Source organism: Comamonas sp. 23 (assembly GCF_049601575.1).
GTDB classification, from domain to species: domain Bacteria; phylum Pseudomonadota; class Gammaproteobacteria; order Burkholderiales; family Burkholderiaceae_C; genus Comamonas; species Comamonas squillarum.
In genome coordinates, this window is sequence record NZ_CP187127.1 from 4,534,251 (window position 1) to 4,558,703 (window position 24,453).

Here is a 24,453-nt window from a genome sequence, read left to right on the forward strand (position 1 = left end):
ACCAAGGTCAACCCAGCCTTCCCCTTAGCCAGATTTGCCGAAATCGGATAGAGCGTGCGCGCCATTCTTGCCACCATCGGGGACACCACAGACAACAAGGCAGGCCATGGCCCATCACCCCAATCCCGCAGGCGCCAGCGCCGCGCACCCAAGCAACTATTTCGAACAGCGCCAGCTCAAGCGCGGTGCCGCCGGCTGGCTGCTGCTGGTCGGCCTGGGCGTGGCCTATGTCATCTCGGGCGACTATGCCGGCTGGAACTTCGGCCTCAAGACTGGTGGCTGGGGCGGTCTGCTGGTCGCCTCGGCGCTGATGGCGACGATGTACACCTGCATGTGCTTTGCGCTCGCTGAACTCGCCACCATCGCGCCCACGGCCGGCGGCGGCTATGGCTTTGCCCGGCGCGCCTTTGGGCCCTGGGGCGGTTTTTTATGTGGCGTCGCCATCCTGATGGAATACGCGATTGCACCGGCGGCGATTGCCACCTTTATCGGCGCCTACTGCCAGTCGCTGTTCGGCATCGATGGCTGGATGGTCTACCTGGGCTTTTATGCCGTGTTTCTGGGCATCCACATCTATGGCGCGGGTGAAGCCCTGCGCCTCATCTTTGCCGTCACCGCGCTGGCAGTCGTTGCGCTCGTGGTCTTCATCGTCGCGATGGTGCCGCATTTCCAGCTCAGCAACCTGTTCGACATTGCGCCTACCGACGCCTGGGGCGCCAGCAGCTTTCTGCCCTTTGGCTACATCGGTATCTGGGCCTGCATCCCCTATGGCATCTGGTTCTTTCTCGCGGTAGAAGGCGTGCCCTTGGCCGCCGAAGAAGCGCAGGACCCACGCCGCGATCTGCCGCGCGGCCTGATTGGCGCCATCGCCGTGCTGGTGCTGTTCTGCGGCCTGATCCTGGTGCTGGCGCCAGGCGGCGCGGGGGCTGCGGCCTTGATGAACTCGGGCAACCCGCTGGTCGAGGCGCTCGAATCCAGCAAGGTGCTGGGTGGCCCCACCTGGATCAGCCGCTTTGTGAACTTTGTCGGCCTGGCCGGCCTCATTGCCAGCTTCTTCTCGATCATCTATGGCTACTCGCGCCTGGTGTTTGCGATGTCGCGCGCCGGCTACCTGCCCCGGGGCCTGTCGTTGACCACGCAGCGCAAGACCCCCTACCTCGCGCTGCTGGTGCCCGGCGCGATCGGCTTTGCGCTGTCGCTGACCGGCCAGGGCGATCTGCTGATCCTGGTCGCCGTGTTTGGCGCCACGATCTCCTACGTGATGATGATGGCCTCGCACATCTGGCTGCGCATCAAGGAGCCGAACCTGCCGCGCGCCTACCGCACGCCGGGCGGCGTCTTCACCTCGGGCATCGCGCTGGTGCTGGCCTGCATCGCGGTAGTGGCCGGCTTTCTGGTGGACCCCCGGGTTCTCATCGGCGCGGTCATCGTTTACGCTGTCTTCGTGGCCTACTTTGCGCTGTACAGCCGCCACCACCTGGTGGCCGACGCCCCCGGCGAGACAACCCCTTGAGGAGGCGCTGCGACCATGCCCTATTCCCATACCGTTGGCGCCGAGCGCCATCTGTTTGCCTCCTTGCGCGAGCTGATGGCCAAGGCCACACCGGCCCGCTCGGGCGACCAACTGGCCGGCGTTGCGGCCCGCCATGACACCGAGCGCGTTGCCGCACAGATGGCGCTGGCCGATCTGCCGCTCGCCCACTTTCTGCAAGAGGCGCTGGTGCCCTATGAGAGCGACGAGGTCACCCGCCTGATCATCGACAGCCATGACCGTGCCGCCTTTGCGCCGGTGGCGCACCTGACGGTGGGCGGCTTTCGCGACTGGCTGCTGTCCGATGCCGCCAACGAGGCGAGCTTGCGCGCGCTGGCGCCCGGCCTGACCCCGGAGATGGTAGCTGCCACCTCCAAGCTCTGCCGCAACCAGGACCTGATTTTGATCGCGCAGAAATGCCGCGTCATCACCCGCTTTCGCAACACCATCGGCCTGCCCGGCCGCATGTCCACCCGGCTGCAGCCCAACCACCCCACCGACGACCCTTCGGGCATTGCTGCCAGCCTGCTCGACGGCCTGATGTACGGCAATGGCGACGCGGTCATCGGCATCAACCCGGCCAGCGACAGCATCGCCGCCGTCAGCACCTTGCTCTTCATGCTCGACGAGGTGATCCAGCAGTACCAGATCCCCACCCAGTCCTGCGTGCTCACCCATGTGACCACCAGCATCGAGGCCATTGGCCGGGGCGTGCCGGTGGACCTGGTGTTCCAGTCCATCGCCGGCACCGAGGCTGCCAACCGCAGTTTTGGCCTGGACCTGGCCCTGCTGCAAGAGGGCTATGACGCGGCGCAGAGCCTCTCTCGCGGCAGCATCGGCAACAACGCCATGTACTTTGAGACCGGCCAGGGCAGCGCGCTGTCGGCCGGCGCCCACCATGGATTGGACCAGCAGACCTGCGAGGCGCGCGCCTATGCGGTGGCGCGCAAGTTCGAGCCACTGCTGGTCAACACCGTGGTCGGCTTTATCGGCCCCGAGTACCTCTACGACGGCAAGCAGATCATCCGCGCCGGGCTCGAAGACCATTTCTGCGGCAAGCTGCTGGGCCTGCCGATGGGCTGCGACATCTGCTACACCAACCATGCGCAGGCCGACCAGAACGACATGGATGTGCTGCTGACCTTGTTTGGCGTGGCTGGCATCAATTTCATCATGGGCATTCCGGGCTCGGACGACATCATGCTGAACTACCAGACCACGTCCTTCCACGATGCGCTCTACCTGCGCAAGACCCTGGGCCTGCGGCCCACGCCGGAGTTCGAGGCCTGGCTGCAGACCATGGGCATTGCCCAGGCCGCAGGCTCGGGCCCGGGCCCGGGCCTGCGCCTGGCCACTGACCTGCCCGCGCCTTTCTCGCAAGCGCTGGCCCAGCTCAACTGAAGCTCCCCATGTCCCCACGCCCTTCTGCTCCAGCCGCCCTGCCCGACCCAGCCGAGCCCGCGAGCGCCGCCGTCACCCCCAACCCCTGGGAGCGCCTGCGCCAGTTCACCAGCGCCCGCATTGCGTTGGGCCGCGCCGGCACCAGCCTGCCCACGCGCGCGCACCTGGACTTTGCCCTCGCCCATGCCCAGGCACGCATGGCCGTGCATACCGAGCTTGACATGGACCCGCTCGCGGGCGAACTACAAGCGCTGCACACCCAGCCGGTGCTGCGCCTGCACAGCGCCGCCCAAGACCGCCCCACCTACCTGCAGCGCCCGGATCTGGGCCGGCGCCTGAGCGCCGAGTCGCGGGCTCTGCTCCAGGGCCTGCCCCCTGCCCAGGCCGATGTGGTGTTTGTCGTCGCCGATGGCCTGTCCTCGTTGGCCATCGAGCGCAATGCCTTGCCTTTTCTGCGCCAGATGCTGCCGGCGCTGGCCGAGCAGTGGCGCGTCGGCCCGATCACTGTGGTGCGCCATGCCCGGGTGGCGCTGGGCGACGAGATTGGTGCGGCACTGGGCGCCTCGCTGGTGGTGGTGCTGATTGGTGAGCGCCCGGGCCTGAGCTCCCCGGACAGCATGGGCCTGTACATGACCTGGCAGCCCCGCCCGGGCATGACCGATGAGTCGCGCAACTGCATCTCGAATGTGCGCGAGCAGGGGCTGAGCTATGCGCAGGCCGTCCACAAGCTGCACTACCTGATGCAGCAGGCGCGCCAGCGCAAGCTCTCGGGCGTGCAGCTCAAGGACGAATCCGACACGCTGGCCGCGCCCCAAGAGGCCCGCCAGGCCTTCATGCTGGGCAGCAGCGGCCCGCAAACGCCCCGCTGACACCTGGGTGCCAGCGCCAGACATGCCGCGTCTGCTAGGCTGGCGGTCTTGCCCCTTCGCCTGCGCCACCATGTCCGCCTCCACCGCTTCGCTGCCCGCCGATCTCCAGTTCATCGAGCGCGGCTGGCTGTCGGCCAACAACACGGTGTTTGTGCGCGGCACCACGGCGGTGGTCGATACCGGCTACTGCAGCCATGCCGCGCAGACCGTGGGCCTCATCGAGGCCAGCCTGCAAGGCGCGCCGCTGCAGCGCATCGTCAACACCCATTTGCACAGCGACCACTGCGGCGGCAATGCCGCTTTGCAGCGGCGCTGGCCCCAGGCCCGCACCAGCATTGCGCCCGGCCATGCGCAGGCGGTCACCGATTGGGACGAGAACCAGCTGAGCTACCGCCCCACCGGCCAGGACTGCCCGCGCTTTCAGATGGACGAGCTGCTGCAGCCGGGCACAGAGATCACGCTCGGTGAGCAGCCTTGGCAGATCCATGCCGCGCCCGGCCATGACCCGCATTCGGTGATTCTGTTTGAGCCCGCCTCCGGCATCCTGATCTCGGCCGACGCGCTCTGGGAAAGCGGCTTTGGCGTGGTCTTTCCGGAGATCGAAGGCACGGCGGCCTTTGACGAGGTGGCCGCCACCCTGGATGTGATCGAGCGCCTGCAGCCGCGCCTGGTGCTGCCCGGCCACGGCAGTGCGTTCAGCGATGTGGGAAGTGCCTTGCACACCGCCCGCCAGCGGCTGGAGCGCTTTGTGCAAAGCCCCGAGCGCCATGCGCTCTATGCCGCCAAGGTACTGCTCAAGTACAAGCTGCTGGAATGGCAGCAGCTGCCCTTGGTGCAAGTGCAGGCCTGGCTGGCCGCCACGCCCTACTACGGCTTGCTGCACCAGCGCTACTTTGCAGGCCAGGACCTGGCGCAGTGGCATGCATCGTTGGTGGCCGACCTGGAGCGCTCGGGCGCCGCGCGGCGTGAGGGCGCGCTGCTGGTTAACCAGTAAGCGCGCTTACGTCACCATCCGCCCGATCAGGGCAGCTCTTTGGAAAGATCCGGCTCGCCCTCGGGCTTGGGCCCCACCGAGCCCAGGCGTGCGCGCAGCGACTGGGGCTGACCGGTCAGAATGGCTGCATAGCTGGTGGTGTTGGAGAGCACCTTTTTGACATAGTCGCGCGTCTCGGCAAAGGGTACGTTCTCGGCCCAGATGGCGCCGTCCAGCACCGGGCCATTGCGCCAGTTGCGCGGCCGGCCGGGGCCGGCGTTGTAGCCGGCAGCCGCCAGCGCCATCGAGCCGTCAAAATCATCCAGCGCGAGTTTGAGGTAGGCGGTGCCCAGGGTGATGTTGGTGTCGCGGTCATTGATGCTGGCCGGTGTGAAATCGGTCATGCCGATCTTGCGGGCGGTCCAGCGGGCGGTGGCCGGCATGATCTGCATCAGGCCCGAGGCGCCGACGCCCGAGCGCGCATCCATGATGAAGCGGCTTTCCTGGCGGATCAGACCATAGACATACGCAGGGTCCAGGCCAATCTCGCGCGAGCGGTTCACCACCGCATCCTTGAACGGCATAGGGTAGCGCTGGCCCACATCGACCACGGTCTTGGTGCGCTCGCTGGTGTTGATGCAGCGGTCCCAGATCTGGCGCTGGCAGGCCAGCTCGGCCGCGGCCAGCAGCTGGGCATCGTCCATGCCGCCGCGCTGGTGCAGGTTGGTCATGTAGTTCCACTCGCGCACCCCTTCGCTGCGCAGCCCCAGCTGGATCGCATAGAGCGCACGTGCCAGGCCCGCACTGCTGCGCACCGCCTGGCGCGCCTGCTCGTCGATGGCCACCGGCTGCGACGGGATGACGATGGGCTGGCCCAGCTCCTCCTGCGCCAGCTGCTCATAAAAGCCCTGTGTGCCGGCAATCTTTTGCAGCAACTGGCGCGACTGCTGAGTCTGCGCCTCGCTGATGCGGCCCGCCTGCAAGGCCTTGGCCTGCCAGTACATCCAGGTCGGGTCTTCGCGCTCCTCGGCGCTCATCGCCTCGATGCTCTTGCGCACCTGCTGCCACTGGCCGGCGCGCAGTGCCGCGCGCGTCTTCCAGGCCAGCAGGTCGTCACTCAGGTGGGAGTCCTTGCTCACCTTGGCAAAGCTGGCCATCGCATCGGGTGACAGGCGCGTGGCCTGCGTCTTGCCGATGACGCCCCAGACCCAGTCGCGGCGCGGCTGGGTCAGCAGCTCGTTCCAACGGCCTTCCATCAAGGTGGCGGCGCCATCGGGGTTGTCTGCGGCGATCTTGATCAGCGCCAAGGTGGCCAGCTCCTGCTGCTCCTTGGAGGACGTCTTGGCCTGGGCCGTCAAAAACTTGCTGGGCGACTGCAGCATGGTCGCAAAGGCGGGCAGCTGCATCGGGGCCACCACCTCCACCGCAGCGCGGGCGGCACGCGGGCGCCCCGCTTCCATGGTCTGGCGCGCTCTGCGCCAGATATCGTCGGCCTGCAGGCCACCGGCCGAGAACAGCTCCGAGGCCGCCAGGTTGCAGCCGTCTTCCGAGTCGCGCTGCGCATACCAGTTGCTCTTGACCGTGCTGGCCAGCGGTTCGCGCTCGCCGCCCTTGGCCAGATCGATCACCGCCGCGTAGCAGCGCAGCTCGCGGTCGTCGCCCATGCGGAATGCCGGGTACATCGCATCGAAATTGCTCCAGTCGCGGCGCTGGCCCAGGAGGCGCAGCCAGTCGTTGCGCAGCCGGTCTTCCTGGTAGGTACCGGCCCAGCGAGTCAAAAAGGCCTGCACTTCGTCCTGCGTGGCCTCGCTCAGGCGCGCGCGCAGCTCCCAGTACGCCGCCCAGGGCTCGAGCACATGGCCGCGCGCGCCGGGCAGCAGCTGGGTGAGTTTGCTTTTCTCGCGCTTGCGAAAGGCCTGCTGCATGTCAACGATCACATCGTCGTTGACCATGCCGCTGCTGACCGAGGGGCTGGACTGCAGCTGCACGGGCGTCTGCACCGAGGCGGGCGCGGCCGTTGCGCCCTGCAAAATCGTCTGGGCGGCCAGCGGCAGCGCGCTACAGGCCAACAAGGCCGCCATCAAGGGGGTGAAAACATTCCAAGGCATAGCCGATCCAGGTTGTGAGACAGCGGCGCTATAGAGCGGCGCCCAGGTGATCCCTAAAATCATACACATCGCCCAGCGTGCCCGCGGTCCCAAAGGCTGCAATACCAGGCTTCCTCTTACATGCCCTTACCGAAACAGCCCCAATATGTAAAAAAGGTACCTGGTTTTCACCGTACCCAATTTGCTGGGAGCGTCACTTTTGGCTGTCAGAATGGTTGACCCAGCGTGTTTCTGTAGGGATATTTGCAATGGATAAAAAAGCCGTGCGCCAAGCGCTCATTGAACAGCGTCTGCATATGCCCGATCGTCTGGAGCGCGCCGAACAGCTCCAGCAAGTCCTGCGTTTTTGGCTGATGGAGCGCCAGGATGCGGTGATCGGCGCCTACTGGCCGATCAAGGGCGAGTTCGACCCGCTGCCAGCGCTGCACCGCTGGAAGGAAGACGGTGCGCTGATGGACGAGCCCAAGCTGCGCCGCATTGCGCTGCCGGTGGTGAACAAGCAGCACAAGACCTTGAGCTTCCACGCCTGGTACCCCGGCTGCCCGATGGAGATGGATGCCTACGACATCCCCAAGCCGCAAAATACCGAGCTGGTCGTGCCCACCTTGCTGTTTGTGCCCTGCGTGGGCTATGGTCCGGGCGGCTACCGCCTGGGTTACGGCGGCGGTTTTTATGACCGCACCCTGGCCGCGCTGGAGCCGCGCCCCTTCACCGTCGGCCTGGGCTTTACGAATGGCTTTGTCGATGATTTCGAGCCCGAAGCGCATGACCTGCCGCTCGACGCCATCCTCAATGACAATGGCGTGGTCTGGCCCCTGGGCGATTCGTAGCCGCTGGCGAGCCCATTTTGGGGCGCGTGCAGACGGTATTAATGACCCGATACCTTCATTCATCAATCGGTTGAGATCATGCTGCAGCTTTATATCGGCAACAAAAATTATTCATCCTGGTCCATGCGCGCCTGGGTGCTGCTGCGCCAGGCGGGCATTCCTTTTGAAGAGAAGTTTGTCCGCTTCGACGGTTTCGACAGCCAGTCCGAGTTCAAGCGCACGATGACCGCCATCAGCCCCACCGGCACGGTGCCGCTGCTGCGCGATGGCGACATCAGCGTCTGGGACAGCCTGGCGATTGCCGAATATGCGGCGGAGCAATTCCCTGACAAGCAGCTGTGGCCCAAGGACAAGGCAGCCCGCGCCAGCGCCCGCAGCATCTGCGCCGAGATGCATGGCGGCTTCACCGCCCTGCGCAGTGCCTGCCCGATGAACATCGAGGCCGACCTGGCCGAGGTGGGCCGCATCGTCTGGCGCGACAACGCCGCTGTGCGCAAGAATGTCGAGCGCCTGTGCAGCATGTGGAGCCACCTGCTGGCCCAGCATGGCGGGCCCATGCTGTTTGACCAGTTCAGCATTGCCGATGCCTACTACGCGCCGGTGTGCTCGCGCCTCAAGACCTACCAGCTGCCCATCCCTGGCGAGATCGCCGCCTATATCGAGCGCGTGCACCAGTTGCCCGGCGTCAAAGCCTGGATCGATGCGGCGCTGGCCGAGCAGGACTTTGTCGCAGTGGACGAGCCCTACCGCGCAGAGCGTTAAGCGCTAAGCTTCGTCGACCTGTCCGCAGCTTCGGGCACCTTGGTGTGCCAGAGCACGGGCATCTGCCGCCTCGCAATCAGAGCGCTTGCGGCCGGTACACCCGCGCATCCAGCGGCGCATCGATGCTGATCAGGTAGACAAAGCGCTCGTCCTCGGGCAGCAGGCCCTGGATCGCTTCAAACAGCTCGGCATGCGCCAGGTTCTGGCGCAGCAGCGCTTCGACCTGGGGCGCATCCGCCGTCCAGGCGCTGCGCCGCAGTGCGCGCTCTGCGACCTCTTCTGCGCCGAGGAGCGCATGCACATAGACCAGCTCATGCGCCATCGCCTGCCACTGCGCGGCAGACACCTGCCCGCTGCGCAGCACATGGTCCTGCAGGGCGTCTTCGGTGGCCGTCTGCTGGCTCTGCCTTTGCGCATCGTAGGCGGCCTGCCATTGCGGCTCGGTCAAGGTCGGCAGGGCACTTCCCAAGGCGGCGGCATCCTGCAAAGCCATGCGCTTCCAGGCCTCCAGGCTGGGCATGGGCTGCGACAGCTGAAAGTCCATCATCTCCGCGTACATGCGCGCATTGAGCTGGCGCAGATTCCTGGGCGTGGCCGCCACCACCGCAGACTGCAAGGGCCGCGCCTCCAGCCACTGGGCCAGGTCCTGCATGGCCGTATCGCGTGGAAATTGGCGGTACTGCACATGGCTGGGGTAGTGCTCGGCATGGAACACCGGGTTGGTGCCCGCGCCCAGCGCTGCACCATTGTCATAAAAACGGACCACATCTGCGGAGAAGTAGCGGTCCGCCAGCTCCAGCACCAGGGCCAGACTGCCGTTTTGCGAATGCGTGCCCGCCCAGATCTTGACACCGGGCATTTCGTCAATCGTGTAGCGCCCGGCCGATGCATAGCCCAGCGCCTTGAACTCCTGCATCACCCGGCGCACCTGCGGGTCGCTGAACTGCAGCTTGTCCAACTGCATCGTGATGCGAGCCGCCACGCCTTGCTGCGCACTACCCAGCGCCTGCACATGCCCAAGCATGCGCGAAAAATACCAGCGAATGCCGAACTTGAGCAGCACAAACAGACCGACAAACGTCAATGCGATGGTCACCAATACCACGCCCATGGTTGTCCACATAAATCCCTCCCTCTTTGTATTATTTCGAATCAGCCCATCGGGCCAACCGAGCAGCATAGCGAGGAAGTGCGGCTGGTGCAAAGCGCTGGGAAGCTGTGGGCGGCCGCTACGCAGCCTTCGCCCGACGTCAGGCCAAGCCTGGAATTGGCTGGCGGGCCCGGTCCAGGCTGGCCTGCAGAGCCTGGCTCAGCTGCTGGGCCACCAGCTTGACCACCGGGCCTGGCGGGCGCGTGGCATCGACGGCCACGCTGATGCTCTGGGGCTCGGCGCCCTGGTCGCGGATGGGGATGAACTCCAGCGTACCGGCCGCCAGCTCAGGGGCCACATCGAGCTGCGAGGTAAAGATCAGGCGCTGCCCGCCCAGCGCCAGCTGTTTGACCAGCTGCAGCGAATTGCTCTCGACAAAGCCGCGCGCATCCTTAAACAGCCAGCTGAACTGCGCCTCCAGCAGGCGGCGGATGGTGATGGCGCGGCTTTGCAGTGCGATCGGATAGGCGGTCGCCTCCTGGAAACTGACGCTCTTGCGACCGGCCAGCGCATGGCCCGGCGCCACAACGCAGCCCAGCGGCAGCTGGGCTTGCCACAGCACCAGCAGCTCACGGCGCGGCGCCAGGTTGAAGATGGCGGCCAGGTCGGCCTTGCCGGTCATCAGCGCCGTCTCGGCATCGTCGGGGGTGCTCAGCTCTACCGACAGGCTGACCAGGGGGTGCTGGGCATTGAGTGCCTCGATCAGCGCGGGCAACACGCCGGTGGCATGGCTGTCCATCGCGACCAGCGACACATGGCCCTGGTGGATGCCCTGGATGCGCCGCACCTCGGCCACCATGCGGGTCTCATCCTGGCGCCAACGCCGGGCCATCGTGATCAGCGCATCGCCCGAGGCCGTCAGCCGCATGCCCCTGGGCATGCGCTCGAACAGCGGCACGCCCAGCTCTTCTTCCAGCGCCAGAATCTGGCGGTTGATCGCCGATGCGGCCACATGCAGCTCGCGCGCGGCTTTCTGGATCGAGCCCGAGCGGGCCACCTGGTCGGCATAGCGCAAAGCGGTAGGGACAAGCGAATGGCGCATCGGGTGGGACCTCCGGAATGCGGCGATTGTACTAATTTTTCGTATGCAGCATTGCCAAACCTATGATGGACGGCAATGGTCTGCAGGCCTAGCATGGCCTGCATGACGCCTGCCCAACGCCTCGACCACCTCAACCATTGCAGCCCTGACGACTTCTGCGCGGCCCTGGCCGACATCTGGGAGCATGCGCCCTGGGTGGCGGCGCAGACCGTGGCGCTGCGCCCCTTTGCCAGCGCCGATGCCCTGCACAGCGCCATGCTGGCCGTAGTCGCCGGGCTTGATGAACCGGCGCGCATCCGTTTTTACGCCGGCCACCCGGAGCTGGGTGGCGCGCTGGCCCGGCAGGGGGCGATGAATGCCGCATCCACCGACGAGCAGGCCAGCCTGGGCCTGGGCCAGCTGCAGGCGGCCGAGGCCCAGCGCTGGGATGACCTCAACCGCGCCTACCGCGAACGCTTTGGCTTTCCCTTCATTCTCTGCATCCGCCAGCACAGCCTGGCATCGGCCTTGCTTGTGTTCGAGCAGCGCCTGGGCCACACGCGGCCGATGGAGCTGCGACTGGCGCTGAACGAGATTGCCGCCATCAGCCGCCTGCGGCTGGCGCGCTACCTGCAGGCCAGCGATCCCGCCCCGGCCCCCAGCCATTGATTTTTCAGGAGTGTTCATCATGCATCGTCGTCACTGCTTTTTCAGCCTGGCCGCCGCGCTGGGTCTCCTGGCCTTCAGTGCCCAGGCGCAGACCGCCAGCTACCCCAACCACCCGGTCAAAGTGATGGTGGCCCTGCCCGCGGGGGGCGGTGTGGACATGATTGCGCGCCTGGTGGGCCAGCAGCTGCAGGCCAGCACCGGCCAGCCGTTCATCGTCGACAACCGCGCCGGCGCCTCCGGCCGCATTGGCCTGCCGGTGGTCGCCAAGGCCAGCCCCGATGGCTACACCTTGATGGCCTCGCCCGCGTCCTTTTTGACCACCAACAAAAGCATCTTCAAGGACCTGCCCTATGACCCGCAGGCCGACTTTGCGCCCATCACCAAGCTCGCCAACCAGGCCATGGTGCTAGTGGTCAAGGACCGCAAGAAATTCCCCAACGCCGCGGCCGTGCTGGCCGCCGCCAAGGCCCAGCCGACCCTCGTGACCTATGCCAGCTCGGGCGAAGGCAGTCCCCAGCACCTGGCAGCGTTGATGTTCGAGACCCGGGGCCATCTGCAGATGACGCATGTGCCCTACAAAGGCGGTGCCCTCGCCATCAACGACATGCTGGGCGGCAATGTGGACCTGCTGTTTGCGCCGCTGCCCGAGGCCCTGCCCCACCTCAAGTCCGGCAAGCTCAGCGCGCTGGCGCTGATGAGCGACAAGCGCTCACCCTTGATTGCCGAGGTGCCGACCATGGCCGAGGCCGGTATCCCCGACATGGTGATGCAGACCTGGATCGGCCTGCTGGCCCCGGCGCGCACACCGCGCCCCATCGTCGATGCGCTCAACCGCCAGGTGCAGGCCATCTTGCTGCGCGACGACATCCGGCAGCAGCTGCAGGACGTGGGCATGGAAGTGGCGCCCACCACGCCGGAGCAGTTCCAGCAAACCATTGCGCAGGAGATCAGCCTGCATGCGCAGCTGGTCAAGGCCGCCGGCCTGGTGCCGCAATAAAGCAAAGACCAGGGGCTGGCCCCTGGTCCTGGTCACTTTGCGGCGTGGCTGCCTGGCTGCCGGTGTTCAGCGGGCTGTGCGCAATCGGCGCTCAGATCCCTTTGGACGAGGGGTTGGCAAAGGCATCGCGCGTTTCGGCGTTCAGCGGGTAGTTGATATTGATGCCCTTGGGCGCAATCGGTGACATGAACCAGCGCTGGTAGAGCTTTTCCATCTCGCCCGATTGCATCAGGCCCGAGACGGTCTCGTCCACCAGCTGCTTGAAGGCCGGGTCGTCATTGCGCAGCATCAGCGCCTGGTTCTCGGTGCGCAGGCTCTCGCCAACGATCTCGTAGTTCTGCGGGTCACGCGCGTTGGCGATCTGGCCGGCCAGCAGGATGTCGTCCAGTACAAAGGCGGCGGCCTTGTCGCCCTGCACCAGCAGGAAGGACTCGGTGTGGTCCTTGCCCGGCACATTGGTGATGTCGAGCTTGCTGGCCCGGTCGGCCTGGCGCAGCAGGCGGAACGAGGTGGTGCCGGTGGTGGTGGCGACCGACTTGCCCTGCAGATCGGCAATGCCCTTGATGCCCGAGCTCTTCTTGACCAGCATGCGCACGTTGTAGCGGAAGATGTCCGGCGAGAAGGCCACCTGCTTTTGGCGCTCCACCAGGTTGGTGGTCGAGCCGCATTCCAGATCGACGGTGCCGTTTTGCACCAGCGGAATGCGGTTGGCCGAGGTGACCGCCTGGTAGTTCACCTTCAGCTCCGGCAACTGCAGCTTGGCTTTGATCGCGTCCAGAATATGCGCGCAGATATCGATGCTGTAGCCGATCGGCTTGAGGTTGGCGTCCAGGTAGGAGAAGCCGAACGAGGCCTCGCGGTAACCCAGCGTGATGGCGCCCGAGCTCTTGATCTTGTCCAGCGTGCTGCTGCTTTGCGCCATCGCGCCCGCAGAGGCACACACCAGGGCAGCCAGAGCCACCGCACGCTTCACATCCATTTTTCCTTGCATATCCATGATCCTCTGGCACCCCGTCGGTACCGGCCAATGCCTTGCGGCGTTTTAGAACTTTTGCTCCTTTTTTATTTTTTTCGGATCATATGATCCATGCCGCACAATGGCTACCCGTGATTTCCCTCAATCTGAAGAAAGACCCGCCGCCATGGGCGTAATCGACCAATTGCGAGACCGCTTTGCCTCCCTGAGCCCGTCGCTGCAGCAAGTGGCGCGCTATGTGCTCGACCACCCCAATGAGGTGGTGACGCAATCGATGCGCAGCGTGGGCCAGCATGCCCAGGTGCCCCCCACCACCTTGGTGCGCTTTGCCCAGACCTGTGGTTTTGAGGGCTGGAACCCGTTCAAGCAGGCGCTGACCGCCGACATGGGCCTGACCGGAGAAGTGGCCAACGCATACGGCGAGCGCGCCCGCAGCCTGCTGGGCCGCGCGCAGGACCAGCAGCTCACCGCCGAGATGTTTGCGATGCAGCGCAGCAACCTGGACCTGACCGAGCAGCACAGCGCAGCGCGCCTGACCGCCGCCGCCCAGCTGCTGGAGACGGCCGACCAGGTGCATGTGATGGGCATGCGCGCCTGCTTTCCGGTGGCCTTCTCGCTGGTCTATGTCTATCGTTTGTTCCGCCGCTCGGTGCACCTGCTCGAAGGCATGGGCGGCGTGCGCGAGATGCAGCTGCGCGCCATCGATGCGGGCGATGCACTGGTCGCCATCAGCTTTGCCCCCTACTCGCAGGAAACCGTGCATGCGGTGGAGCTGGCCCGCGCGCGCGGCTGCAAGGTGCTGGCCTTGACCGACAGCCTGGCCTCGCCCCTGTCGCTGGCGGCCGATGAAACCCTGCTGTTTGCCGTCAACAGCCCGTCCTTCTTCCCCTCGGTCACCGCCGCCCAGGCACTGTCCGAGTCGCTGCTGGAAGTGCTGGTCAGCCGCGCTGGCCCGCAGGCGGTGGCCCGCATCGAGTCGGCCGAAGGCGAACTGCACGACAGCGGCATCTATGTGCAGCCGGTACGCAAGTAAACTCGCACGATGAAAACTTACATGGTCGGCGGCGCAGTGCGGGACCGCCTCTTGGGTTTGCCGGTGAATGACCACGACTGGGTGGTGGTGGGTGCCACGCCCGAGGCCATGCTGGCCCAGGGCTTTGTGCCGGTCGGCAAGGATTTCCCGGTGTTTCTGCACCCGCGCACGCATGAGGAATATGCGCTGGCCCGCACCGAGCGCAAGTCCGGCCGGGGCTACCGGGGTTTCAGCATCGCCACCTCGCCCGATGTGACGCTGGAGCAGGACTTGGCCCGGCGTGACCTGACCATCAATGCCATGGCCGCGCCAGTGAACTGGAATGGCAGCGACCCGGTGACCGACCCCTATGGCGGCCAGGCCGATCTGCAGGCCCGGGTGCTGCGCCATGTGACCGACGCCTTCCGCGAAGACCCGGTGCGCATCCTGCGCCTGGCGCGCTTTGCGGCGCGCTTCCAGGATTTTTCCGTCGCGCCGGAAACGGTTGCGCTGATGCGCCAGATGGTCGCCGATGGCGAGGTCGATGCGCTGGTGCCCGAGCGCGTCTGGCAGGAACTGGCACGCGGCCTGATGGAGGCCCGGCCCTCACGCATGTTCGAGGTGCTGCGCGACTGCGGCGCCCTCGCCCGCCTGCTGCCCGAGCTGGACTGCCTCTGGGGCGTGCCCCAGCGCGCCGACTACCACCCCGAGGTGGATACCGGCATCCACGTGATGATGGTGCTGGACCGCGCCGCCGAGCTGGACGCCGCGCTGCCCGTGCGCTGGGCCTGCCTGGCGCATGACCTGGGCAAGGGCACGACCCCGGCCGATGTGCTGCCCCGCCATATCGGCCATGAGGAGCGCAGTGTGGAGCTGGCCCGCAAGCTGCAGCAGCGCCTGCGCGTGCCCAGCGACTGCGCCGAGCTGGCGTTGGTGGTGGCCGCCGAACACGGCAATATCCACCGCAGCCCGGGCATTGCGCCCGCTGCCGTCGTGCGCCTGCTCGAGCGCTGCGACGCCTTTCGCAAACCCGAACGCTTTGGCCAGGCGCTGCTGGCCTGCCAGTGCGATGCGCAGGGGCGGCTGGGCCTGCAAGACAAGCCCTACCCGCAACGCGCGCAGCTGCTGCGCCTACTGGCCGCCGCGCAGGCCGTCAGCACCAAGGAGGTGGCAGAACGCGCCGCCCGCAGCGGCCGCCAAGGTGCCGAGATTGGCGCGATGGTGCATGATGCGCGCTGCCAGGCGGTGGCACAGATGGTGGCAGCCGACGCCGCCGCAGGCCCTGCTACCGGGCAGCCTTGAGCAGCTGCGGCGCCGGGTCAGGCACCGCCAAGTCAAGCTGGCGGCGCCGCCACCGAATGCAGCAACACCGGCACCGTGCCATCGCCGTTCACACTTTCGAGCTGCACGCCAAAGCCCCAGAGGCGCGCGGCGTGCTTGAGCACCTCCTGCACATCGTCGGACAGCGGGCGGCCCTGGTACTGGGTGTGGCGCAAGGTCAGGCAGCGGTCGCCGCGCAGGTTCACGTTCCAGACCTGGATATTGGGCTCGCGCGCGCCCAGGTCGTACTGCTGTGACAGGGTCTGGCGCAGGTTGCGGTAACCGTCTTCGTTGTGGATGGCGCTGACCAGCAGCTCGCGCTCGCTGGCGTCGTCATGGATGGAGAACAGGCGCATGTCGCGCATCAGCTTGGGGCTCAGGTACTGGCCGATAAAGCTCTCGTCCTTGTAGTTCTGCATCGCATGGTGCAGCGCCGGCAGCCAGGGCGTGCCGGCCAGATCGGGAAACCAGCGCCGGTCTTCGTCAGTGGGGTGCTCGCAGATGCGCTGGATGTCGCGGTACATCGCAAAGCCCAGTGCATAGGGGTTGATGCCGCTGTAGGCACGGTGGCCGGCGGGCGGCTGGTAGATGACATTGGTATGCGATGACAGCCATTCAATCATTACCCCGTCGGTGAGCCAGCCCTCGTCGTACAAGGTGTTGAGCAGGGTGTAGTGCCAGAAGGTGGCCCAGCCCTCGTTCATCACCTGGGTCTGGCGCTGCGGGTAGAAGTACTGGGCAATCTTGCGCACAATGCGCACCACCTCGCGCTGCCAGGGCTCCAGCAGCGGCGCGTTCTTCTCGATGAAGTACAGCAGGTTCTCTTCGGGCTCCTTGGGAAAGCGCTCATGGTGCTGGGCCGGACTGTTCTTGTCGGGGCGCGCCGGCAGGGTGCGCCACAGCTCGTTGACCTGCTGCTGGGCATAGGCCTCGCGCTGCTCGCGCTCGGCGCGCTCGCGCGCCAGCGTCTTCTTGGACGGGCGGCGGTATCGGTCCACCCCCAGGTTGGCCAGCGCGTGGCAGGAATCGAGCCACTGCTCCACGGTATCGATACCGTGCTTCTCTTCGCACTGGGAGATGAAGTCGCGGGCATAGACCAGGTAATCGATGATGCTGCCCGCATCGGTCCACATGCCAAACAGGTAATTGCCTTTGAAAAAGCTGTTGTGCCCGTAGGCCGCATGGGCAATCACCAGCGCCTGCATCGCGGTGGTGTTCTCCTCCATCAGGTAGCTGATGCAGGGGTTGGAGTTGATGACGATCTCGTAGGCCAGGCCCATGTGGCCGCGGCGGTAGCGGCGCTCGGTGGCCAGAAACTCCTTGCCATAGCTCCAGTGCCGGTAGCCCACGGGCATGCCGACGCTGGCATAGGCGTCCATCATCTGCTCGGCCGATATCACCTCGAGCTGGTTGGGGTAGGTGTCCAGTCCGTAGCGCTCGGCCGTCGCGGCAATGGCGGCGTGGTAGCGCTCGATCAGCTCGAAGGTCCAGTCGCTGGGGTCGGGCAAGGGCTGGTTCGGGCGCTGGCCAGCAGGCCGGGGCGTGGCGGGCACGTCGCGCTGGGAACGGTCACCGGAGAAGGGCACTTTCCAATGCGGAGAGCCTTTGCGCCGTGCCAGCACGGGGTATTGCGACGGGTTCATACCGGTACCCCCTCCTTCTTGAACAGATCGCGGAACACCGGGTAGATATCCCCGGGCTCGGCCACCTTGCGCATCGCGAAATGCGAGAACAGCGGCAACAGCTGGCTGTATTCCTGCCAGAGGCTTTGCTCGTCCGGTGCCACCTGCACATAGGCAAAGTAGCGCGCCAGCGGCAGGATCTTGTCAGCGAGCAGGCTGCGGCAGTTGCCGCCGTCGTCGCCAAAGTTGTCGCCATCGCTCGCCTGGGCCACGTAGATGTTCCAGTCGGCTGCCGGGTAGCGTGCGCGGATGACCTGGTCGAGCAGCACCAGCGCGCTGCTCACCACGGTGCCACCGCTTTCGGTGGAATGGAAGAACTCATCCTCGCCCACCTCGGCCGCCTGGGTGTGGTGGCGGATGAAGACGATCTCGATCTTCTCGTAGTGGCGCGTGAGAAACAGGTACAGCAGGATGAAAAAGCGCTTGGCCAGGTCCTTGCGCGACTGGTCCATCGAGCCCGAGACATCCATCACGCAGAACATCACCGCCTGGCTGCTGGGCTCGGGCACCTTGGTGCGGCTGCGAAAGCGCAGGTCCAGCGGATCGAGAAAGGCCACCTTGCCCATGCGCGCCTGCAGCACGGCGATGCGCTGCTGCAGCTCGGCCACTGCTTCGCTGGTGCCGTCATCCTGCGCCATGAGCTCTGCCAGCGCGTCTTCCAGCGCCTTGAGCTCACGGTGCGGCGCCTTGGTCAGCGCAATGCGCCGGCCCAGCGCGCCGCGCATGGTGCGCAGCACGGCCAGATTGTGTGGCGTGCCGTCGTGGCTGTAACCGGCGCGGCGCGTCTTGTACTGCAAGGTGCTGGCGATGTGGGTGCGCAACAGGCGCGGCAGCGCCAGGTCTTCAAAGAACAGCTCCATGAACTCTTCCTTGGTCAACGTGAAGGTGAAGTCGTCCTCACCCTCGCCGCTGTCACTGGCCTGCGAGCCTCCGCCCCCGCCCGAACCACCCTGGGGCCGCGCAATGCGGTCGCCCCGCACATGCTCGGTATTGCCCGGGTGTACGGTGTCGCGCACGCCCCCTTGCCCATGGTGGAAGACGGGCTCCTGGATGTCCTTGCGCGGAATGGTGATGTTCTCGGCCTGCTCGATGTGGCGGATATCGCGCTTGGCCACCGCGCGGCGCACCGCCTCGGCAATCTGCGTCTTGTAGCGGCGCACAAAGCGCTCGCGGTTGCCCACCGACTTGTTCTTGCCGGCGAGCCTGCGGTCGATGATTTGCAATGCCATCTATGCCCCCATCCATGACCCGGCGCGTTCGGTGCCGGCGCGCCGTTATCTTTGCTTCAGCTGCTCTTGCGCACACGCAGGTACCACTCGCACAGCAGGCGCACCTGCTTGGGCGTGTAGCCCTTGGCCTCCATGCGGGTGACAAAGTCCTCGTGCTTGCGTGCATCCTCGGCACTGGCCTTGGCGTTGAAGCTGATGACGGGCAGCAGCTCTTCGGTGTTGGAGAACATCTTCTTCTCGATCACCAGGCGCAGCTTCTCGTAGCTGGTCCAGCTGGGGTTCTTGCCCTGGTTGTTGGCACGCGCACGCAGCACGAAGTTGACGATCTCGTTGCGGAAGTCTTTCGCATTGGCAATGCCGGCGGGCTTTTCTACCTTCTCCAGCTCGGCATTGAGCGCATTGCGGTCGAACACCTCGCCGGTGTCGGTGTCGCGGTACTCGCTGTCCTGGATCCAGTAGTCGGCGTAGGTCACGTAGCGGTCAAAGATGTTCTGGCCGTACTCGCTGTAGCTCTCCAGATACGCGGTCTGGATTTCCTTGCCGATGAACTCGGCGTAGTGCGGCGACAGGTATTCCTTGATGTAGCCGGTGTACTTGGTCTCCAGCTCGGCGGGGAACTGCTCGCGCTCGATCTGCTGCTCCAGCACATACATCAGGTGCACTGGGTTGGCCGCCACCTCGGTGCTGTCGTAGTTGAACACCTTGGACAGGATCTTGAAGGCAAAGCGGGTGGAGATGCCCGACATGCCCTCGTCCACGCCGGCATAGTCGCGGTACTCCTGGTAGCTTTTGGCGCGCGGGTCGGTGTCTTTCAAGCTCTCGCCGTCGTAGACCTGCATCTTGCTGAAGATGCTGGAGTTCTCGGGCTCCTTGAGCCGTGTGAGCACGGCAAACTGCGCCATCATCTTGAGCGTGCCGGGCGCGCAGACCGCGCTGGCGAGCGACGATTCCCGGATCAGCTTTTCGTAGATGCGTACCTCCTCCGAGACCCGCAGGCAGTATGGCACCTTGACGATGTAGACCCGGTCCAAAAATGCCTCGTTGTTGCGGTTGTTGCGGAAGGCCTTCCACTCGCTCTCGTTGCTGTGGGCCAGCACGATGCCATCAAAGGGGATGGCGCCAAAGCCTTCGGTGCCCTTGTAATTGCCCTCCTGCGTTGCGGTCAGCAACGGGTGCAGCACCTTGATGGGCGCCTTGAACATTTCGACAAACTCCAGCAGGCCCTGGTTGGCCAGGCACAGGCCGCCCGAGTAGCTGTAGGCGTCGGTATCGTCCTGGGCGTAGTTCTCCAGCTTGCGGATGTCGACCTTGCCCACCAGGCTGGAAATGTCTTGGTTGTTCTCATCGCCCGGCTCGGTCTTGGCCACGCCCACCTGGCGCGAGATGCTGGGGTAGCGCTTGACAACGCGGAACTGGCGGATATCGCCCCCGTATTCATCGAGGCGCTTGACAGCCCAGGGCGAGAGCACATGGTTGAGGCAGCGACGCGGAATACCGAACTGCTCCTCGAGCACCGGGCCGTCTTCGATGGGGTCGAACAGCGCCAGCGGTGACTCGTTCACCGGCGAGCCCTTGAGCGCGTAGAACGGCACCTTCTGCATCAGGTACTTCAGGCGCTCGGCGATGGAGCTCTTGCCGCCCCCGACGGGGCCAAGCAGGTAGAGGATCTGCTTGCGCTCTTCCAGGCCCTGGGCGGCATGGCGGAAGAAGCTCACCACCTGCTCGATGGAGTCTTCCATGCCATAGAACTCGGCAAACGCCGGGTAGCGGCGGATCATCTTGTTGGCAAACAGACGCGAGAGGTGCGGATCGTTGCGCGTGTCGATCATCTCGGGCTCGCCAATCGCGGCCAGCATGCGGTGTGCCGCTCCCTCGTAGACCATCGGGTCGCGCTGGCACAAAGCAAGAAACTCGTCGAGCGACATTTCCTCTTCGCGCAGGCGCACGTAGCGGGCGGCAGAGTTGCTGATCACATCCATACGACCTCCGTGGCGGCACCCAAGGGGCAGACCGTGCCGCAAACTTGTTAGGACCCCTCTGCAAAACTCCCTGCCATGGCGAAAATGCGGCCATACCATTTGGCGAGGGTTTTGCAGAGCCTCCCTAGGCAACCGTTATCGTGACTTGGTTTTAGCACCTTAGCGGCGCTTTGACCAGATCACATGTCCTACACACGGATGACCACAATGCAGGCAATATTTCTGTTTACCGCGCTAGCCGCCGCGCTGGCCTCGGAAACACGCCCCTCCCCCTCGAAGGGCGGTGCGCCAACGCGTGCCGCACACCGGCGCAGCACCTGACTTGGGTGGCGCAAGACGGCAACACGCCTTGACTTCATCGTCATAAAAACGACACAGCAGCGTCACGCCTCTGCCACGGTCGCCGCCGATACTCCGTGCGCACCACAGAGTATGTTGGCCTGGATCTCTCATGGGCCTCTGTGGTGCATCCAAACACTACATAACACCCCACGGAGTTACCGATATGAGCGCAGTGCTGACCTCGCGTCGCCGTCTTTTGCAATTTCTGGGCAGCGCACCATTGCTGCCCTTGTCCGGCTCCCTGTCTGCAGCAGGCCTGCTGACCGCCTGCGGCGGCGGTGGTGATGACGATGGCCCGACGGCGGCCTTCAAGTCGGTGAGCTTCTCCAACATGGCAGCGCCCAACCTGACCAACCCCGCAGCGATGGCGACCACCTCGACCACCGCGGTGATGACCATCCTCTACGCCGACGACAGCAAGCGCGAAGTGGCGCTAGCCTACCAATCCTTCTTTGTCACCGGCGACATGGTGGCGGACGGCAAGGGCGGCAAGATCCTGGCGGGTGGCTACTACGACATCAACAACCAGCCCATCATGGACAAGTCCGTGGCCGGCAGCGAGCGGCAGTTTTTCTCTGACTGCCCCGATGGCTCCTCGATCATCCAGGTCGCCGATGCCAAGGTCGACGGCGTCAAGGGCAAGCCCGTGTTTGCCGTGGTGCAGTTCGAGTACACCTCCAAGGACCAGTCGGGCGCCGATGCCTATGGCACCCTGCCCTCGCCCATCGCCGTGCTGACCCTGGACCAGGACCAGGACACCGGCAAGCTGAGCCTGGTCAAGTACCACAACGTCGACATGTCCAAGGCCCATGGCCTGTGGATCACCTGCGGCGCCAGCCTCTCGCCGTGGAACACCCATTTGTCCAGCGAAGAGTACGAGCCCGATGCCTTCACCGCTGCCAGCTCGGCCCAGTTCAAGGCCTTCAGCAAGCACGTGTACGGCAACGAGACCACGGCCAACCCTTACCACTACGGCCACCTGCCCGAGATCACCGTCAACAAGGACGGCACCGGCACGGTCAAGAAGCACTACTGCCTGGGTCGCATCTCGCACGAGCTGATCCATGTGATGCCCGACAACCGCACCGCGCTGATGGGCGATGACTACACCAACGGCGGCCTGTTCATGTTCGTGGCCGACAAGGAAAAAGACCTGTCCGCTGGCAACCTGTACGTCGCGCATTACACCGAAGTGCTGACCGACACCTCGACCGCCAAGATGGAGTGGATCCACCTGGGCCACGCCACCAGCGCCGAGATCGAAGCGCTGGCGAACAGCCTCAAGCCGGCCGACATCATGGAGTCGCTGACCACCGACCCGCAGGATGCCAGCTACACCGCGGTGTTCCTGGACGGCAAGGCCGCCTGGCTCAAGCTCAAGCCCGGCATGGAAAAGGCAGCCGCTTTCCTCGAAACCCACCGCTATGCCAACCTGGTGGGCGGCTCGATGGCGTTCACCAAGATGGAAGGCACCACCGTCAACATCAAGGACAAGGTGGCCTACTCGGCACTGGCCAACATCCAGACCTCGATGATCAACGGTGACAAGGCCTGGAATGCCAAGCACAACGTGACCTTCCCCAAGACCGTGAAGGCCGGCGGCGTGCTGGCCCACAACCTGGGCGGCGGCATCAAGGACCGCCAGGGCGCCCCCATCAACAGCGAATGGGTGCCACAGCAATCGCATATGCTGATGATGGGCGAGGACATTGCCGCCGACGCACTGGGCAACACCTCCAACCCCGACAAGATCGCCAGCCCGGACAACCTCAAGTTCTCCGAAAAGATGCGCACCCTGTTCATCGGCGAAGACAGCGGCAACCATGTGAACAACTTCCTGTGGGCCTACAACGCCGACACCAAGCAGCTCTCGCGCATCCTGTCGACCCCTGCCGGCGCGGAATCGACCGGCCTGCACGCGGTGGACGAGGCCAACGGCTGGACCTACATCATGAGCAACTTCCAGCACCCTGGTGACTGGAGCGCGCTGCACGCCAAGATCAAGGACCAGCTCGATCCGCTGATCAATGCGAACTACAAGAACAAGTTTGGCGCCTCGGTGGGTTACCTGACCGGTACGCCGCAAGCTGTGAAGCTGTAAAACGGTTCAGAGAGCGTGTGGCCACTCACGCGCTCGCTTCAAAAAGAAAATGCCATCCCGACGGATGGCATTTTTTCGTGGCGCAGTGCGTTTACAAGACCGACTGCAGCCAGCGCACGATCTCAGCGGGCGGCAACGCGCCGGAGATGCGGGCCGCCTCCTGGCCGCCCTTGAACACCACCATGGTCGGAATGCTGCGGATATTGAAGGGCTGGGCCACATGCGGGTAAGCCTCGGTATCGAGCTTGGCAAAGCGCAGCCGGGGTTCGAGCTGCTTGGCAGCCAGCGCATACCCCGGCGCCATCTGCAGACAGGGGCCGCACCAGGGCGCCCAGAAGTCCACGACCACGGGAATGTGGTTGCGCCCCAGCTGCTTGGCAAAGCTGTCGGCATCCAGCGCGACAGGCTCGCCCGTGAACAAGGGCTGGTGGCAGCTGCCGCAATCGGGCTGCTGGGCCAGCTGCGCGCGCTGCACGCGGTTGGTGGTATGGCAATGGGGGCACACAATGTGCAGGCTGTCTTCGGTCATGGGGCACTCTCCTGCTGCCCATCATAGGCAGCGATGCAAACGCCAGTTGCAGGCCGGTGCCGCATATTTCAAGTCAGCGTGATCAGCACCGGCTGGTGGTCGGACAGCTGCGTGGTGCTGTCGCTGTGCCAGGCCCGCACATGGCTGCGCAGGCTGTCGCTGACCAGCGCAAAATCGCAGGCCACCGGCGTGGGGCCCCAGCTGCGGTCAAACACACAGAAGGTGGCCGGCTGCGGCGCGCTGCCATGCAGCAGCGGCCAGCTGTCATGCCACAGCGGCGTGCCATCGTCCTGCAAGGCCACGAGCGCGGCATAGGCCGCCTCACCGGCGTGCAGGTTGAAATCGCCACACAACACCGCGTGCGGCGTGTGCACCGGCGTGGTGTAGGGCGTGGCAGCCGATGCCGCAGCGGGCAGCGCCTGCAGCTGCGCCAGAGCCTGGGCATGGATCGCCCGCAAGGCCTGCACCTGCGCCAGGCGCTGGCTGGCGCTGTGGTATTCCAGATGCGTGCACATCACGCGCACCAGCCCCAGCGCCGGGTCACGCACCGTCACCACCAAGCAGCCCCGGGGCATGCTCACCACACCCACCTCGGCCAGCCAGGGCAGCCGGTGCTGCGCCACCTCGGCCACCGGCAGGCGGCTGGCCACCAGATTGCCAAAGCTGCGGCGCTGGCCGCTGGCATCAAAGCCATCGGTGGTGGCGGCAAAAAACAGCTGCCACCCCGGCAGCAACGCCTGCAGCTGCGCCACCTGGTCACCCGGCGCGCCCGCCAACGCGCCGTGGCCCACCGCGACCTCCTGCAGGCACAGCACATCGATGCCGCCCTCGCCCATCGCCAACGCATGGCGCACGATGCGCGCCGGATCGGCCAGGCCATCGAGGCCGCAGCACCATTGCACATTCCAGCTCAGTATTTGCATGTGGGAAACTCTGTGGATAGCCGCGCCCGCTGGCGCAGTTGCCGGTGAT

The 24,453-nt window shown here is 65.3% G+C and carries 20 protein-coding genes; 11 read left to right on the forward strand and 9 right to left on the reverse strand.

The window, feature by feature from the left end; all coding sequences use genetic code 11:
- The first annotated feature begins 106 nt into the window (after positions 1-106).
- The 4 genes from eat to ACPEE1_RS20475 all read left to right on the forward strand — a co-directional run bounded on the left by eat (position 107) and on the right by ACPEE1_RS20475 (position 4,795).
- Complete coding sequence (gene eat, locus ACPEE1_RS20460; RefSeq protein WP_116926634.1) at positions 107-1,513, forward strand: ethanolamine permease; 1,407 nt, start codon at positions 107-109, stop codon at positions 1,511-1,513.
- Between the two features lie 15 nt (positions 1,514-1,528).
- A complete protein-coding gene (locus tag ACPEE1_RS20465) occupies positions 1,529-2,932 on the forward strand; it encodes an ethanolamine ammonia-lyase subunit EutB (RefSeq protein ID WP_182344887.1) in 1,404 nt (467 codons plus the stop codon).
- 8 nt (positions 2,933-2,940) lie between these two features.
- Positions 2,941-3,801 carry an ethanolamine ammonia-lyase subunit EutC gene (gene eutC / locus ACPEE1_RS20470; protein WP_423934701.1) on the forward strand — a complete coding sequence of 287 codons (861 nt, stop codon included), beginning with the start codon at positions 2,941-2,943 and terminating at the stop codon, positions 3,799-3,801.
- A 70-nt stretch (positions 3,802-3,871) separates the two neighbouring features.
- The gene (locus ACPEE1_RS20475) at positions 3,872-4,795 is read left to right on the forward strand and encodes an MBL fold metallo-hydrolase (RefSeq protein ID WP_116926637.1); all 924 of its coding nucleotides are present in this window, start codon (positions 3,872-3,874) and stop codon (positions 4,793-4,795) included.
- 26 nt (positions 4,796-4,821) lie between these two features.
- On the opposite strand, the gene ACPEE1_RS20480 is transcribed toward ACPEE1_RS20475, so the two are convergent.
- The gene (locus ACPEE1_RS20480) at positions 4,822-6,882 is read right to left on the reverse strand and encodes a transglycosylase SLT domain-containing protein (RefSeq protein WP_423934703.1); all 2,061 of its coding nucleotides are present in this window, start codon (positions 6,880-6,882) and stop codon (positions 4,822-4,824) included.
- Positions 6,883-7,130: 248 nt separating this feature from the next.
- Between ACPEE1_RS20480 and ACPEE1_RS20485 the strand changes: the two genes are divergently transcribed.
- Complete coding sequence (locus ACPEE1_RS20485) at positions 7,131-7,712, forward strand: 5-formyltetrahydrofolate cyclo-ligase (protein WP_021028751.1); 582 nt, start codon at positions 7,131-7,133, stop codon at positions 7,710-7,712.
- Positions 7,713-7,790: 78 nt separating this feature from the next.
- Complete coding sequence (locus ACPEE1_RS20490; protein WP_182344884.1) at positions 7,791-8,474, forward strand: glutathione S-transferase family protein; 684 nt, start codon at positions 7,791-7,793, stop codon at positions 8,472-8,474.
- 76 nt (positions 8,475-8,550) lie between these two features.
- Here ACPEE1_RS20490 and ACPEE1_RS20495 read toward each other — a convergent pair whose 3' ends face one another.
- Together ACPEE1_RS20495 and ACPEE1_RS20500 are read right to left on the reverse strand one after the other, a co-directional pair.
- On the reverse strand, positions 8,551-9,597 hold the full coding sequence (locus ACPEE1_RS20495; protein WP_260718796.1) for a hypothetical protein: 1,047 nt from the start codon (positions 9,595-9,597) through the stop codon (positions 8,551-8,553).
- 127 nt (positions 9,598-9,724) lie between these two features.
- A complete protein-coding gene (locus ACPEE1_RS20500) occupies positions 9,725-10,666 on the reverse strand; it encodes a LysR family transcriptional regulator (protein WP_423934705.1) in 942 nt (313 codons plus the stop codon).
- Between the two features lie 102 nt (positions 10,667-10,768).
- Here ACPEE1_RS20500 and uraD point away from each other — a divergent pair, with 102 nt between their 5' ends.
- Together uraD and ACPEE1_RS20510 are read left to right on the forward strand one after the other, a co-directional pair.
- A complete protein-coding gene (gene uraD / locus ACPEE1_RS20505) occupies positions 10,769-11,314 on the forward strand; it encodes a 2-oxo-4-hydroxy-4-carboxy-5-ureidoimidazoline decarboxylase (protein ID WP_260718795.1) in 546 nt (181 codons plus the stop codon).
- Between the two features lie 19 nt (positions 11,315-11,333).
- Entirely contained in the window at positions 11,334-12,311 is a 978-nt protein-coding gene (locus tag ACPEE1_RS20510) for a Bug family tripartite tricarboxylate transporter substrate binding protein (RefSeq protein WP_182344881.1), read from the forward strand.
- Positions 12,312-12,402: 91 nt separating this feature from the next.
- On the opposite strand, the gene ACPEE1_RS20515 is transcribed toward ACPEE1_RS20510, so the two are convergent.
- Positions 12,403-13,290, reverse strand: a complete 888-nt coding sequence (locus ACPEE1_RS20515; protein WP_165841213.1) for an amino acid ABC transporter substrate-binding protein — start codon at positions 13,288-13,290, stop codon at positions 12,403-12,405.
- A gap of 163 nt (positions 13,291-13,453) precedes the next feature.
- Here ACPEE1_RS20515 and ACPEE1_RS20520 point away from each other — a divergent pair, with 163 nt between their 5' ends.
- Together ACPEE1_RS20520 and ACPEE1_RS20525 are read left to right on the forward strand one after the other, a co-directional pair.
- Positions 13,454-14,320, forward strand: coding sequence for a MurR/RpiR family transcriptional regulator (locus tag ACPEE1_RS20520; protein ID WP_116926644.1), 867 nt, complete (start codon positions 13,454-13,456; stop codon positions 14,318-14,320).
- Between the two features lie 9 nt (positions 14,321-14,329).
- The gene (locus ACPEE1_RS20525) at positions 14,330-15,601 is read left to right on the forward strand and encodes a multifunctional CCA addition/repair protein (RefSeq protein WP_423934707.1); all 1,272 of its coding nucleotides are present in this window, start codon (positions 14,330-14,332) and stop codon (positions 15,599-15,601) included.
- Positions 15,602-15,633: 32 nt separating this feature from the next.
- Here the strand turns inward: ACPEE1_RS20525 and ACPEE1_RS20530 are convergent, their stop codons facing one another.
- Genes ACPEE1_RS20530 through ACPEE1_RS20540 form a run of 3 tightly spaced genes read right to left on the reverse strand, consistent with a single transcriptional unit; the run spans position 15,634 to position 20,509 of the window.
- The gene (locus ACPEE1_RS20530) at positions 15,634-17,262 is read right to left on the reverse strand and encodes a SpoVR family protein (RefSeq protein WP_182344879.1); all 1,629 of its coding nucleotides are present in this window, start codon (positions 17,260-17,262) and stop codon (positions 15,634-15,636) included.
- Positions 17,259-18,530, reverse strand: a complete 1,272-nt coding sequence (locus ACPEE1_RS20535; protein ID WP_260718794.1) for a YeaH/YhbH family protein — start codon at positions 18,528-18,530, stop codon at positions 17,259-17,261. The genes ACPEE1_RS20530 and ACPEE1_RS20535 overlap by 4 nt, the downstream gene beginning before the upstream one ends.
- Before the next feature lie 56 nt (positions 18,531-18,586).
- Positions 18,587-20,509: a PrkA family serine protein kinase gene (locus ACPEE1_RS20540; RefSeq protein WP_116926648.1), complete on the reverse strand. Its 1,923-nt coding sequence runs from the start codon at positions 20,507-20,509 to the stop codon at positions 18,587-18,589.
- Positions 20,510-21,014: 505 nt separating this feature from the next.
- On the opposite strand from ACPEE1_RS20540, the gene ACPEE1_RS20545 reads away from it, so the two are divergent.
- The gene (locus ACPEE1_RS20545) at positions 21,015-22,952 is read left to right on the forward strand and encodes a PhoX family protein (protein WP_423934710.1); all 1,938 of its coding nucleotides are present in this window, start codon (positions 21,015-21,017) and stop codon (positions 22,950-22,952) included.
- A 91-nt stretch (positions 22,953-23,043) separates the two neighbouring features.
- On the opposite strand, the gene trxC is transcribed toward ACPEE1_RS20545, so the two are convergent.
- Both trxC and ACPEE1_RS20555 read right to left on the reverse strand, forming a co-directional pair.
- A complete protein-coding gene (trxC, locus tag ACPEE1_RS20550; protein ID WP_116926650.1) occupies positions 23,044-23,481 on the reverse strand; it encodes a thioredoxin TrxC in 438 nt (145 codons plus the stop codon).
- A 68-nt stretch (positions 23,482-23,549) separates the two neighbouring features.
- Positions 23,550-24,404, reverse strand: coding sequence for an endonuclease/exonuclease/phosphatase family protein (locus tag ACPEE1_RS20555; protein WP_423934712.1), 855 nt, complete (start codon positions 24,402-24,404; stop codon positions 23,550-23,552).
- Positions 24,405-24,453: the final 49 nt, after the last annotated feature.